Annotated in this window: 6 protein-coding genes and 1 pseudogene; 6 read left to right on the top strand and 1 reads right to left on the bottom strand. The window is 48.6% G+C overall.

The window, feature by feature from the left end; all coding sequences use genetic code 11:
• Positions 1 to 120 precede the first annotated feature (120 nt).
• The 6 genes and pseudogenes from BN3003_RS13990 (at position 121) to BN3003_RS13965 (ending at position 14,626) form a co-directional block, all read left to right on the top strand.
• The gene (locus tag BN3003_RS13990; protein WP_058357265.1) at positions 121 to 10,809 is read left to right on the top strand and encodes a GLUG motif-containing protein; all 10,689 of its coding nucleotides are present in this window, start codon (positions 121 to 123) and stop codon (positions 10,807 to 10,809) included.
• On the top strand, positions 10,809 to 12,485 hold the full coding sequence (locus BN3003_RS13985) for a ShlB/FhaC/HecB family hemolysin secretion/activation protein (protein ID WP_058357264.1): 1,677 nt from the start codon (positions 10,809 to 10,811) through the stop codon (positions 12,483 to 12,485). The genes BN3003_RS13990 and BN3003_RS13985 overlap by 1 nt, the downstream gene beginning before the upstream one ends.
• Positions 12,486 to 12,699: 214 nt before the next feature.
• On the top strand, positions 12,700 to 12,987 hold the full coding sequence (locus tag BN3003_RS13980; protein WP_058357263.1) for a helix-turn-helix domain-containing protein: 288 nt from the start codon (positions 12,700 to 12,702) through the stop codon (positions 12,985 to 12,987).
• Positions 12,988 to 13,498: 511 nt separating this feature from the next.
• Positions 13,499 to 13,864 (top strand): annotated as a pseudogene (locus BN3003_RS18480) (type II toxin-antitoxin system VapC family toxin); the annotation flags it as partial.
• Positions 13,865 to 13,946: 82 nt separating this feature from the next.
• Positions 13,947 to 14,186, top strand: coding sequence for a type II toxin-antitoxin system Phd/YefM family antitoxin (locus BN3003_RS13970; protein WP_058357262.1), 240 nt, complete (start codon positions 13,947 to 13,949; stop codon positions 14,184 to 14,186).
• Positions 14,186 to 14,626 (top strand): type II toxin-antitoxin system VapC family toxin, encoded by a 441-nt coding sequence (locus BN3003_RS13965; RefSeq protein ID WP_058357261.1) that lies wholly within the window; start codon positions 14,186 to 14,188, stop codon positions 14,624 to 14,626. Before BN3003_RS13970 ends, BN3003_RS13965 begins: the two co-directional genes overlap by 1 nt.
• Positions 14,627 to 14,739: 113 nt before the next feature.
• On the opposite strand, the gene BN3003_RS13960 is transcribed toward BN3003_RS13965, so the two are convergent.
• Entirely contained in the window at positions 14,740 to 15,354 is a 615-nt protein-coding gene (locus BN3003_RS13960) for a helix-turn-helix domain-containing protein (RefSeq protein ID WP_082625674.1), read from the bottom strand.
• Positions 15,355 to 15,434: the final 80 nt, after the last annotated feature.

The following is a 15,434-nucleotide window of genomic DNA, read 5'->3' as shown; positions in this document are numbered from 1 at the left end:
GAAGTGATTCGTTGTCTTTGCCCATTCTTACAATCTTAAGAGTGGGATTTTGGGTTTGGTTTGTCTGCAATCAAACCAATGGCGCACCGAATTGATCATTGGCACTTAGGGGAAATGTCCATGAATAAGATTTACAAAACCGTTTGGAATGCCAGCTTGGCCTGTGTGCAAGTGGTGTCGGAATTGGCCAGTGCACATGGCGGTGGTGGCAGCAGTGTGGGTTTAAGTGGTTTATTACAGCGTTTTGCCGTGTTCAATCTGGCCTTGTTGCCAATTGTAGTGTTGGCGGCGATAGACCCGAATGCCTTGCCGCAAGGCGGCAACATCACCCAAGGGCAAGGGCAGATTCAGCAGCAAGGCAATGTGCTCAATGTGAACCAACACAGCCAACATCTTAATACCCAGTGGAACAGCTTTAACATCGGCAAAGATGCCACGGTTAACTTCAATCAACCGAATTCATCTGCCATCGCCGTCAACCAAGTGTTGGACAACAATGCCAGCCAAATCATGGGCAGGCTCAATGCCAATGGGCAGGTATTCTTGCTCAATCCCAATGGGGTGATTTTCTCCAAAACTGCACAAGTGAATGTCGGCGGTTTGGTCGCATCTACCTTGAAACTGTCTGAGCAAGATGCGCTTACAGGCCGCTTTAAACTCTCAGGCGATGCCAATGGCACAGGCAGAGTGGAGAATCACGGCAGCATCATCGCCAACGGCGGCACTGTGGCTTTGATTGCCCCGAATATTGTCAATACCGGTACGATTAAAACCCCCAATGGCATCACCCACTTGACTGCCGCCAATCAGGTCACACTGGCTTTACAAGACGGCTCGCTCACCCAATACCAAGTAGACCAAGGCGTGGTGCAAGGTTTGGTCGACAACCAAGGCGCGATTATTGCCGACAATGGCGCGGTGTATTTGACTGCCAAAGGCAAAGATGCGCTGAGCCGTGCCGTGGTGAACCACAGTGGCATCATTGAAGCCAACCGCCTGACTCAAAACGCCAAAGGTGAAATCATCTTATTGGCAGATATGGGCACAGGCATTACCAACGTTACAGGCCGCTTATCGGTACAAGGCATGAATGGGCAAGATGGCGGCTTTATTGAAACCAGTGCCGCCGCGGTGAAAATTGGTGATGCGACACGGGTCAATACCAGTGCCGAGCAAGGCGGCAAAACCGGTTTGTGGTTGATAGACCCGACCGATTTCACCATCGCTGCCAGTGGTGGCGACATAACGGGTGCGACTGTGGCCACCAATTTGGCCACCACCAATTTCAAAATTGAAAGCATCACTGGCACCACAACAGGCGCAGGTGACATCCATGTTAATGACACCATTACTTGGAGCAGTGACAACGACTTGACCTTGTCGGCACAAAACAACATCAACATCAACAAATCCATTACCGCCTCCGGTGCCAATGCCGGCCTGAACTTGGAATACGGGCTGGCCAATGTCGAGGCAGGCAATACCTCAGATTATTATCTGAATAATGGTGCCAAAGTCAATTTACAGGCCGGTCAAAACTTCAGCACCAAACAAGGCAGCAACGGCAACACGGTGAGTTACACTGTGATTACCGCTTTGGGCGCGCAGAATTCGCTCACAGCCACGGATTTGCAAGGCATCAATGGCAAACTGGATGGCAACTATGTATTGGGTACTGACATTGATGCCAGCAGCACAACAACATGGCAAGCTGCTTTTGGCGGAAGTGGGTTTGATCCTTTAGGCAATACCTTAAGTGGTTCGGTGTTTACAGGCCGCTTTGATGGTTTGGGCCATGACATTAACAAGTTGTATATCAATCTGCCTCTGTACAATGAGGTGGGTTTGTTCCGCTATGTGAAAAACGGCAGCATTCGCAATGTGAATGTGTACGATGCCAGTATAGGCGCAAGAAATGATATCGGTATTGTGGCCGGCGTTAATGATGGTGGCAGCATCAGCAATGTCAACACCAGTGGCAATTTGTATTTATTAGGTAATAATGGATTTATCAGATCAGGAGGTGTGGTCGGTAGTAATTACAAGGGGAGTATCAGCGCCGCCCATGCTAATGTCAGTTGGCAATCTATGCTTTCTGTTAATAATGTTGAGGCTTATGTGGGCGGGGTGGTTGGGTATAACACTGGGACGATTTCAGATGCGTCTGGACAGCTACAGGCTGTTGTAAACATGGCGACCAATAAAAGTGTCTATTTAGGTGGCTTAGTAGGATACAGCAGCGGCAACATCAGCGACAGCCAAGCCACTGGCGATATGGTGATTAACCATACCTACAATGGCAGTATTCGAGATAGTATTTATGTCGGCGGTTTAGTAGGGCACAGCAGCGGTAACATCAGCAACAGCCATGCCACTGGAACAGTAACGGCCAATTCTGCTGCATTCAATGCCAATGCAGGCGGCTTGGTAGGGCGAAATGAAGCCAATATCAGTAATAGCTATGCTACAGGTGCGGTGACGGCCAAAGCTGCCTCTGGTGAAGTTCGTGTAGGCGGCTTTGTGGGCTTTAATTATTATGGCAGTATCAGCAACAGCCATGCCTCTGGGGATGTAAGTGCTGATTCTTTTTCTTATTTTGCTAATGCAGGCGGCTTGGTAGGAGAGAACAAGGGCAGTATCAGTAACAGCCATGCCTCTGGAGTTGTGAGCGCTATCGGCACTTCTCACTCTGCTCTTGCCGGTGGATTGGTAGGCGTGAATAGAGGTAGCATCAGCAACAGCTATGCTACAGGTGCGGTGACGGCAAACTCTAGCAATCTTCTTGCTATTGCTGGTGGTTTAGTGGGAACTAATGACCAAGGCAGCATCAATAATAGCCATGCTACAGGTGCGGTGACGTCCAATGCTACTAATGATATTGCTTATGCAGGTGGCTTGGTGGGCTTTAGTTATTATGGGAGTATCAGCAACAGCCATGCCTCAGGAAAGGTCACCGCACAAGCAAATGATACGTCTGCGGGAGGCTTGATAGGACTGAATGGGCAAGCTCAAGTCAATGGCAGTCATGCTACAGGCGATGTGAGTGGCAACAACCATGTGGGTGGTCTGATTGGCAGCAATGGGGGAGCTGGCTATATCGGAGGGAGCATCAGCAACGCATATGCCACTGGTAATGTCACAGGTAAAGGCGACCAAGTCGGTGGCCTGATTGGTTACAACAAGACAGGCAATCTGAGCAATGTCTACGCCGCAGGCAATGTTACAGGCCGCTATCAAGTCGGTGGTTTGGTCGGGTTGAATGAAAATGGCAACATCAGCAATGCCGAAACCAAGGCTGATACGGAAGTGCGTGCGCACAGCATTGCCGGTGGCTTGGTGGGTGAAAACATGGGCAATGGCAGCAGCACGGGTTTGATTAAGCAAGCCACCGCTCGTGGCGCATTGTGGGGTGTTACCGGTGCAAATACTGCCAACGCCATTGCGGGTGGCTTGGTCGGCATTAATCACAGCATGATTGCCAATAGCCGCGCTGAAGGCTTGGTGACCACCAGTGAGGCCAGCAATGAAATCAGACTCGGTGGTTTGGTCGGTGAGAATTTGGGCAGCATCGCCAACAGTGTGGCGACAGGCATCACGCGGACGAATGCGACGGCTTCTAAGACAGCGTTGGTCGGCGGCTTGGTTGGGGTCAACCGTGGACAAATTGCAAGCAGCCGCGCCAGTGGGGATTATGAAGTCAGACTGGCTATATTTGACTCAAACGCGATGGCTATAGGGGGCGGCTTGGTTGGCGACAACCAAGGCAGCATTACGGCTTCTAGCGCCAGCAGCAATACCAGTGCGGGGTCTGGTGCTTTACTGGGTAAGGATTATTTTGGCGGTTTAGTGGGACGCAACAGTGGCACAATCAGCAATGCTTCTGCATCTGGGTCGGTCAGTGCGGCTTTTGGTACATCCACTATGGGTGGTTTGATTGCTTACAACCAAGGTGGCAGCGTTAGCCAAGTTTCGGCCAGTGGAACGGTGACAGGCAAGAGTAATGTCGGTGGCTTAATCGGCCTGAATGAAAACGCCAATATCAGCAATGCGAGCACAGCAAACACATCGGTGGTCACAGGCACAGGTGCTGTGGGCGGCTTAATCGGTAATAATTACAGCAGCGGTGGTCACACGGTCAGCAACAGCTACGCCTTAGGCGAAGTGAAAGGCGGCAGCTCGGGTGACAACATCGGCGGCCTCATCGGTCGCAATCAAAACGCCAGCATCAGCAATGTCTATGCTACTGGAGCCGTTACAGGCCGCAATCAAGTCGGTGGCTTAATCGGTTACAATTACAGCGGCGGTGGTCACACGGTCAGCAACAGCTACGCCTTAGGCGAAGTCAAAGGCGGCAGCTCGGGTGACAATATCGGCGGCTTCATCGGCCACAATCAAAACGCCAGCATCAGCAATGTCTACGCCGCAGGAGCCGTTACAGGCCGCAATCAAGTCGGTGGCCTCCTCGGCCTGAATGAAAATGCCAACATCAGCAATGCCAGTACAGCGAACACTTCTGTGGTCACAGGCACAGGCACAGGCACGGGCGAGGTTGGTGGCTTAATTGGCGCCAATTACAGCAACGGCGGCCACACTGTCAGCAACAGCTATGCCTTAGGCGAAGTCCAAGGCGGTAGAACAGGCGACAACATCGGCGGCCTCATAGGCCGCAATCAAAACGCTGGCATCAGCAATGCCTACGCCGTAGGAGCGGTTACAGGCCGCAATCAAGTCGGTGGCTTAATCGGTTACAACCAAGATGGCAACATCAGCATGGCCCATACGGAAAGCACTTCTGTTGTTAGCGGCATGAATCGGGTCGGCGGCTTGGTGGGCAACAATTACAGCAGCAATGTCGCCACACTTGGCCTGATTGAAGGTGTGTATGCCCAAGGACGAGTGGAAGCCAAAAGTGCCAATGGAGAAGCCATTGCGGGTGGTTTGGTAGGGCTAAACTGGGGCAACATCAGCAACAGCCATGCCACAGGTACGGTGACGGCCAATTCCAGCTCTGCTAATGCTTATGCTGGCGGTTTGGTGGGTTTTAACGACAACAGCACCATCAGTAACAGCCATGCCACAGGTGCGGTGACGGCCAATGCCAGCGCTGCTTATGCTTATGCTGGTGGCTTGGTGGGCAAAAGCAGTGGCAACATCAGCAACAGCCATGCTTCGGGTAATGTCACTGCCAATGCTGAAGGGGGTGTGGCCTACGCGGGTGGCTTGGTGGCTTACAACACTCAGGGCGATATGACCGACACTCAGGCCACGGGCACGGTGACGGCGCATTCTGAACAGCAGTACTCTTATGCAGCTGGCTTGGTGGCTTACAACACCAATGGCAACATTCTTAATGCCACAAGCAGCGGCGATGTGAGCGCCAGTTCCAATCTCGGCTGGACTGAGGCAGCTGGCTTGGTGGCTTACCATGAAAATGGCCGCATCCATAATGCCCATGTCCGTGGCAGTGTCACTGCCCGTGCCAATACTGGTGAAGCTTATGCAGCAGGCTTGGTGGGTTTTAACCGCTCAGTCATTGAGCAAGCACAAGCCGATGGCGATGTGAGGGCTGAGTCCAATTTGTCCAATGCCTATGCCGGTGGGGCCGTGGCGTATAATTCGCAGGCCTTGAGTGGCGTGCACGCGACAGGTAATGTCAGTGCCCATGCCAATATCAATACCAGCCAAGCCTATGTAGGTGGTTTGGTGGGATGGCATGAATCGGGGCAGATAGATGACAGCCATGCCACAGGTATTGTGGTGGCACAAGCTGCCAAGACGTTTGCCGGTGGTTTGATTGGTTTGAATCGAAATGGGCAAGTTACCAACAGTTTTGCCAGCGGTGATGTCAGTGGCAACAACCATGTCGGCGGCTTAATCGGTGCCAATGGTGATGCTCAAAGCAATGGTGGCAATGTCAGTAACGCTTATGCTACGGGTGATGTCAGCGGCACAGACGACCAAGTCGGTGGTCTGATTGGTTACAACAAAATAGGTAATCTGAGCAATGTCTATGCCGCAGGTAAGGTTACAGGCCGCAATCAAGTCGGTGGTCTGGTGGGTTGGAATGAGAACAGTCAAGTCAGCAATGCGCACACCACTGCTGATGTGAGTGGCGCTAATGAAGTGGGTGGATTAATTGGTCGGAATGCTGGTAGCCCTGCGACAGCATTGGTGACTGTTAAAAATTCCTATGCGCAAGGTGATGTTGAGGCAAAGAATACCGATGCATCTGTACATGCTGGCGGTTTGGTGGGTTATAACGCCTACGGCAGTATTGACAATAGTTATGCTCATGGCAATGTCAAAGTCGCGCTTACAGTGACGCCTGCAGCGGCAGGAATGAAGAATATTGATGTCAGTGCCGGTGGCTTGCTAGGACGTAATGATGCTGCAGGCAGCTTTATCAGCAATAGCCATGCGACAGGAGATGTATCCATCGATGTTGTTGGGAATGGCAATCCTACTATGGTTTATGCCTTGGCAGGAGGCTTGGTTGGCTTGCATGGACAAGCCAAAATGGGGAGCATCAGCAATAGCCATGCAACGGGTGCAGTCAGTGCTCGCAGCAATTTAGGCAGGGTTTTGGCCGGAGGTTTAGCAGGTGCCAGCTATGGAGATGTCTATGACAGTTATGCTAAGGGCGCTGTTCATGTGGTGACGTCTGGACTGGCTGAGAAAGTGTTTGCCGGTGGCTTACTGGGTGCGGGCTATGCACCTAATGCCGGTATGTTAGGAGCCCCAAACTTTATTCACAATAGCCATGCTAGCGGTGATGTGACGGTTGAAGCGACTGTAAATAGCGCCTCGGCGGGTGGTTTGGTGGGGATTGCGTCCTCTTATTTGAGTGCCATTGCGAACAGCCATGCTACAGGCAATGTCAGTATGGTGGCGACAGCCGGTAATGCCAATACTTTTGCCGGCGGGCTGATTGGACAAAATAGCCAAGCACCCGTACGCAATAGCCATGCTACTGGTAATGTTACCGGCCCTAACAATGTGGGTGGTTTGATTGGGCTCAATGGGGATGAAGAAGTGACGTTTGCTCAGGGAGGGTACATCAGCAACAGTTACGCTACTGGAAATGTCACTGGGCTGGATCATATTGGTGGTTTGATCGGCTACAACCAGTACAGCATATTGAAAAATGTTCAGGCTACTGGTGCGGTAACAGGTCGCGATCATGTAGGTGGTTTGGTGGGCAGCTTTATCGGTTATTACGGTGAAATGTATCGCATTGATGACAGTTTTGCCACGGGTAAAGTGGTTGGAGCTAACCATGTGGGTGGGTTGATAGGCAGTAATGGCACTACTGATCCAGCTAAAGGCATCGGAGGTTTCATCAGCAATGTGTATGCAACAGGAGGGGTTACCGGTACGGGCGACAAAGTCGGTGGTTTAATCGGTTACCATCAAAAGGGGAGTGTCAACATTGCCTATGCCAGCGGAACGGTGAGCAGCAATGGTGATGCGGTTGGTGGTTTGGTGGGTTTGAATGAAAACAGCAGCATCAGCAATGCTTATGCGGTGGGCGCGGTGACAGGCCGCAACCAAGTCGGTGGTTTGGTGGGTAACAGTGTGGGCAGCAGCAGTATTGCCCAAACCTATGCCCGCGGTTTGGTGACAGGTACGAGTAATGTCGGTGGCTTAATCGGCAGCACCGATGCCACAACACAGGTTGCCAGCAGTTTCTGGGACACGCAATCCAGCGCTCAAAACAGCAGTGCTGGCGGCGCCGGTGCCAATGGCGTGAGCACAGCGCAAATCATGGATGTGAATACCTTTATCAACGCCGGTTGGGACATAGACGATGTCGGTGGCACAGGCAAGGTATGGCGCATTTATTCCGGCCAAACCGCGCCTTTATTGCGCAACTTCTTAACGCAAAAAACCATCAATGCCGGTGCAGACAACACCATTACCTACGATGCACAACAACACAGCTTCGGTGCGACCACAGGTGTGGACGCGAATGTTTTGCAACAAGGCACGGGTACAGGCACCAATGTCAATGTCTATGACTTGGTTTATTACTCACACCAACAAGGCTACGATTTGGTCGGCGACCGTGATTCCCGCCTCACTATCAATAAAGCCGCCTTAACGGTGACTGCCAATAATGCCAACAAAGTTTACGATGCCACAGCCTATGCCGGTGGCAATGGCGTCAGCTACTCAGGCTTTGTCGGTGGCGAAACCGCCAGTGTGTTGGGTGGAGCGGTGACATACAGCGGTACTTCACAAGGTGCGAAGAATGCCGGCACATATGTGATTGATGCGGGTGGCTTAAGCTCAGGCAATTACGACATTACCTACCAAAAAGGTGATTTGACCATTGGTAAAGCCAATCTGACCTTACAGGCCGCTACAGATACTCGTACTTACGATGGCACGACGAATTCTGCCCAACAAGTCATTGTGACTGGTTTAATGGGCAATGATGCCCTGACCAATCTCAGCCAATCTTTCGACAACCGCAATGCCGGTAGCCGTGATTTGTCGGTGGATGTTGGCTATGTGGTTAACGATGGCAATGGCGGCGGTAATTACAATGTAGTGGAGAACAAAGCCAGTGGCACGATTAATAAAGCCAATTTAACCTTACAGGCCGCTACAGACAACCGTACTTACGATGGCACCACGAATTCCAAAGGTGCAGTAACGTATGCTGGTTTGGTCGCCGGTGACAGTGTGACCGGTCTGTCGCAATCCTTCGACAACCGCAATGCCGGTAGCCGTGATTTGTTGGTGGACGCTGGCTATGTGGTTAACGATGGTAATGGCGGCGGCAACTACAATGTTATTGAAAACAAAGCCAGCGGTACGATTAACAAGGCCAATTTAACCTTACAGGCCGCTACAGACAGCCGCACTTACGATGGCACCACGAATTCCAAAGGCGCAGTGACGTATTCTGGTTTGGTAGCTGGTGACAGCGTATCTGGTCTATCGCAATCCTTCGACAGCCGCAATGCTGGCAGCCGTGACCTATCGGTAAATGCAGGTTATGTGGTTAACGATGGCAATGGCGGTGGCAACTACAATGTGGTGGAGAACAAAGCCAGTGGCACGATTAATAAAGCCAATCTGACCTTACAGGCCGCTACAGACAACCGTACTTACGATGGCACCACGAATTCTGCCAAACAAGTCATTGTGACTGGTTTGATGGGCAATGATGCCCTGACCAATCTCAGCCAATCCTTCGACAGCCGCAACGCCGGCAGCCGCGATTTGTTGGTGAACGCAGGTTATGTGGTTAACGATGGCAATGCCGGTGGCAATTACAATGTGGTAGTAAACAAAGCCAGTGGCACCATTAACAAAGCCAATTTAACCTTACAGGCCGCTACTGACACCCGCACTTATGATGGCACGACGAATTCCAACGTCGCTGTAACTGTGGCTGGCTTAGTAGCCGGTGACAGCGTGACCGGTCTGTCGCAATCCTTCGACAGCCGCAATGCCGGCAGTCGTGATTTGTTGGTGGACGCTGGCTATGTGGTTAACGATGGCAATGGCGGTGGCAACTACAATGTGGTGGAGAATAAAGCCAGTGGCACGATTAACAAGGCTAATCTTGTGTTACAGGCCGCTACTGACAGCCGTACTTATGATGGCACAACAAACTCCAAAGGCGCAGTGACGTATGCTGGTTTGGTCGCCGGTGACAGTGTCACGGGTCTGTCGCAATCCTTCGATAGCCGCAACGCTGGCAGCCGTGACTTATCGGTAAATGCAGGTTATGTGGTCAACGATGGCAATGGTGGCGGTAATTACAATGTTATTGAAAACAAAGCCAGCGGCACGATTAACAAGGCTAATCTTGTGTTACAGGCCGCATCCGACAGCCGTACTTACGATGGCACGACGAATTCCAAAGGTGCAGTAACGTATTCTGGTTTGGTCGCTGGTGACAGTGTCACTGGTCTGTCGCAATCCTTCGACAGTCGTAATGCTGGTAGCCGTGATTTGCTGGTGGACACTGGTTATGTGGTCGACGATGGCAATGGCGGCAATAACTATGTGGTGGTCAGTCAAAATGCCAGTGGGCAGATTGATAAAGCCAAATTAAGCTCAATTGCCGACATTGCTGCGCTCAATCGCGATTACAACGGTTTGCTCGATGTGGCATTGGATTACAGCAAGGCCCACATTGTTGGCACCATTTTTGGCTCGGATGATGTGACGGTGGCGCAAACAGGCACCGGCACGATGGCGAATAAAAATGCCGGTTCCAGCAAGTTGGTCAGCATCAGTGGTTTGAGTTTGAGTGGTGCCGATGCTGGTAATTATGAATTGGACAACAGCAGTGGCCAAACCACCGTTGACATAGATAAGGCTTCTATAGGCAAAGTCACCGGTTTGAAAGGCATAGACCGTCAAATCAATGCCAGTACCGATGTCGGCATTGATGTGTCTGGTGCACACTTAAGCAATGTGGTGGCAGGCGATCAGGTATTCATCAGTGCTGCCCAAGGCAGTTTGGCCAACAACCAAGTGGGTACACAACAGGTGTCCATAACCGATATCGATTTGGCCGGTGCCGATGCCAGCAATTACGAGTGGGATGGTGCGCCGACCACCACCACGGTGAACATTGCGGCAGTGCCGACAGTGCCACCAACTGTGGCCCCAACCGCCAGACCACAAATGCAAGCACCAACAGGCAATCCTTACCGACGTGCCATAGACTTCGATGATGAAGACAAACTCAAAAATCCATTGAACGGCAATCCCGTCCACATCGAAATCATCGGCAATGGTGTCAACACCAATGGCATCCAAACACTTTCAGGGGGATTGCGCTAATGAAGGCCAAGTTAAACCAACTCAGTATGGCCGTATTGGCATTGTGGGCATTGCCAGCACTGGCAGATATGGTGCCCAATGCCAGCCAATTGTTACAACAGCAACAAGAACAGCGTTTGCCGACACAGCCGCAACAGGCCGCAACTTGGGAAGACAGCAGCCCCATCGCCCAAGCGCTGGAGGGACAACAGACGGTGCGGGTAGAGCGCATACACATCGAAGGCAGTGGCAGCCTCAGTAGCGAAGCTGTACATGTTGTGGTGGCCGATGCCGAGGGCAAAACCCTCAATATTGGCCAATTACAACAATTGGCCGATAAGGTCAGCCATTATTACCAACAGCAAGGCTATCCTTACCACCGCGCCTATTTGCCTCCACAAAACCTCAACACCGGTGTGGTGGTGATACGGATTCTGGAAGCCAAATACGACCAAATCATCCTCAATAACCAAACCCGCACCAAAGACAGTTTGTTACAGGCCACTGTTGCGCCATTGCAAAACGGCAAAGTAATCAAACGCCAAGATTTGGAACGGCAGATCAAATTGCTCAACCGTTTGAATGGCGTCACCACCCGCAGCAGCATCAGCGCTGGCAGTACCACCGGCAGCAGCAATGTGAACATCGATGTCATCCCCACCAAAACCCTCAGCGGTTATGTGGGTTTAGACAATTATGGCAATGAGTACACTGGCGAAGTGCGTCTCAATGCCGGAGTGATGGCCAATAATCTATTGGGTTTAGGGGACCAACTGAGCTTTGAAGGCACCAGTGCTGGTAAACGCTTCAACTACGGTAAATTGGCGTATGAGTTGACCTTGAATGGTGCCGGTACCAAAGCTGGTGTCAGCTACTCACGTTTGGAATATGAACTGGGTAAGGCGTTGAAAGTATTGGATGCAGAAGGCAGTGCCGATCAAGCCACCGTATGGTTAAGCCATCCCTTGGTGTTGAACAATCAAACCGAAGTGGTGGCCACCACTTCCTATGACCACAAACGCATCAAAGACGATGTGGGTTTGGCCAAGACTTACCGCCATCGCAATGTCGATACAGGCCGCATCCGTCTCGATGCCTTTCGCTTTGATGATGTGGGTGGGGGCGGTTTGAATCAGTTTGGCATCGCTGCTGCAGTGGGACGTGTCGACTTCACCAATGATAAAGCCCGAGCATTGGACGAATTGACCAACCGCAATCAAGGCACGTTTAAACTGTTCAGTGCCAACATCGCCCGTTTGCAGAACTTGGGCAAACACGGTACGCAGTTGTATGCGAGCTTACAAGGTCAATACAGCCCTGACAATTTAGAAGCTGATGGCTTCAGTGCAGGTGGGCCATATACCGTCAGTGGCTACAAATCCAGCGTCTTGGGTGGCAGCAGTGGCTATTATGCTATTACCGAATTGCGTCAAAATTTACTCAATTCCAATAAAAACCAATTGTTGGGCAAAGTGTATGTGGACACCGCCCAAGCACAATTTGTGGCCGACAAATGGAAAGGCTTTAGCGGCAGCAACAAAGCCCGCATTAACAGTGTTGGTTTAGGCTTGGATTGGCAAAACAGCAGACTATGGCAGGCGCAAGCCCGCATTGGTTTCCCGTTTGGCCACCAACCCAGCACCGTGGATGACCGCAATGATGTACAGGCGTGGTTGAATGTGAGTAAACGGTTTTAGGTAGGTGCAGTAAAGAAGATGGCCCGCATAGTGTGATGTGGGCCATTTTTAGTTTTTACGTTGTTACAATATTGCTTATTGTGGAATAGATAGAACTGCGTTGATTGAAGGTTAAGCCAGAAGTGGTGAATAGCTACTGAATAAAACAATACACTTAGTTGTTATCTGATTAGTAAACAACTAATGTATTGTTTTATTTTATGGTTGCTAAATAATGAAAACACTCACTGAAATTTCAGAATTTCTTTCTGATCGGCGTAAAGCTTTGGATTTAGAACAAGGTGATATGTACATGCGCATTGGAATGAAACAACAGCAATATCAAAGAGCAGAGGCTGGTAATGATATACGATTGTCTTCTTTTCTTAGGATTCTTGAAGGTTTGGAATTGGAGTTGGTATTGCAGCCATTGAGTCAAAGAACAAGCCGCGAAGACCCACAATCAAATCTATCAGACAGTGATGATAATGTCAGCTTTTGGTTTAATTCGGGTGATGATTAATGAAAGCATTGGAAAAGGTTGATGCATTACGCTTAACAATATATGGAATCGACGTTGGTGTTCTTACCCACTATGCGGGCGGTAAAAACATACTCACGTTTCATCCTGAATGTGAGTAAGTGGTCTTAGGTTGGTGCAGTAAAGAAGATGGCCCACATAGTGTGATGTGGGCCATCTTTTGCCTGGATGAGTTGTATGATAATGCTTTTTTTAAGTAAACTAAGTTTGATAGACTAAGTTTATTTAATAGGAGAATTGAATTATGCGGACTATTAATATTCATGAGGTGAAAACTAATTTATCGAAGCTGGTTAATGAAAATGAACCATTTGTAATCGCCAAATCTGGAAAACCTTTGATGCAAGTTATCCCTTATCAAAAACAAATTCAAACCCCCCAAAAGAATTGGTTTTATGCAACTAAATGTCCCTGATGATTTTGATACGCTGGGTGAGGATGAGATTGCATCACTGTTTAATGGTGCTGACGAATGAAATAGTTATTAGATACCCATATCTTACTATGGGCTGTTACAGATGATGCAAAACTTAGTCAAAAAGCAAGACGTGTAATAGAAGATTTGAATAATGAATTATTGTTTAGCGCTGCCAGTATTTGGGAAATTGCTATTAAGTCGGTCTTAGGGCGTCCAAATTTTCAAATTGATTCATCCTTATTAAGACGCTCACTATTAGATAACGGATACAGTGAGTTAATCATTTCAGGCAAGCATGCAGCAGAAACTCAATATCTACCTGATATTCACAAAAATCCTTTTGATCGAATTTTGATTGCACAATCAAGGGTTGAAGGAATTACCTTACTGAGTACGGATGAGAAAATAATCAAGTATGGGCATACAATTCTAGCTGTTTGAATGGTGATATGTTTCTGTATTGATTAACACCATTGAAATGTAGTTACATATCTACAAATATTCATTTGTTGGAGTATTTGACATGAAAATGAGTAGTAGAGAATTCAATCAAGATGTTGGTCGAGCTAAACGAGAAAGTTTAGCTAGTCCTGTTATCATCACTGAGCGAGGAAAGCCATCTCACGTCTTAATTAACTATGATGAGTATATGAAATTGAAAGGTTTTCAGCCCAAAATAATTGATTTATTAAGTTTAAATGATGATATTGATTTTGAGCCTGAAAAACTCAGTATTTCACCAAAGCAAGTGGATTTTGACTGATGCTTCTTCTTGATACGAATGTAATTTCAGAATTACGTAAAGTCAGAACCAATAAGGCTGATGAGAATTTTAAACAATGGGCTGAGTACTTAGATGTTGACAGTCTCTATATTTCGGCAATTAGCATCATGGAGTTGGAAATGGGGATTTTGCAAAAGGAAAGAAAAGATTCCATTCAAGGTGCAATTTTAAGAAATTGGTTTGAGACTCAAGTAATTCCTACCTTTGCAGGCCGAATATTATCGATTGATACAAAAGTTGCTCTAGCCTGTGCGAGATTACATATTCCAAATCCACGCTTCGAGCGTGATGCTTTAATTGCAGCAACTGCATTGGTGAATGGATTAACCATAGTAACTCGCAATACGAAAGATTTTGAAAAAACAGGAGTTACATTGATTAATCCATTTTTATGTCAATTTCCCGCGAAATCAGAATAGTAAAATCAGTAGTGCTCAATTAGTAATAGTTCTTGAATAGAGCATCAAGCACAGGCCGCCACCCATCAAAACATCAGAACATCAAAATTTTAGCCACTAGAATTTTTGTTATTTTAGCTTTGTTTAGGTGGCCGTAATTTGATATGGGTGTGCATCAAGTTACGCAATGGATCTTTGCTTTTAACCTGATAAAAGTTGATGGCTGCCTCCATTGCGCAATTATTGCGCACATCTTCATCTTCAATATCCAAATATTGGTTGTATACCCGTGTCAAAAGCTCGCATTTTGACATTTCTTTTTCCATCGCCGACATCAATTTGTCGGTATCAATCCGGCAGACATTGTGATTCTTGTTTGATAGGTCGCTGATTAATGTAATGGCTTCATCATCTCCGCGTGCAGCTGCATGGGCCAAGCTGATGCGCAGATACACCGATTCCAGCCATCCTGCATCAATATAAAAATGACCATACATATTGCCTTTACCCATCATCAGCCAATCAAGACTGATACCAAAAGTGTTGGCAATGTTCTGCAAGAACTCCAAACCTGGTTTTGTTTTTCCGCGCAACATGTTGCTGACATTGGCTGACGTTGATCCAATCAGGCGGGCAAATTCATTCTGAGATATTTGCAATTCCGCCACCAATTGACTCAAACGCAAGCTAAATCCATTGGATTCATTAACATCTAAGTTATTACTATTGTCTTTATTCGGTGTGTTCATAATGGGCTATGTCAATTGTATTATTGTTGTGTCATGCTAATTATTTGATAGCAGTCACACATTTTTGTATTGCTACCTAA

The sequence above is a fragment of the Vitreoscilla massiliensis genome, assembly GCF_001457815.1.
Taxonomy (GTDB): Bacteria; Pseudomonadota; Gammaproteobacteria; order Burkholderiales; family Neisseriaceae; genus Vitreoscilla; species Vitreoscilla massiliensis.
The sequence above is the reverse complement of the archived record's forward strand: the minus strand, read 5'-3'. Positions and strand labels throughout refer to the sequence as shown.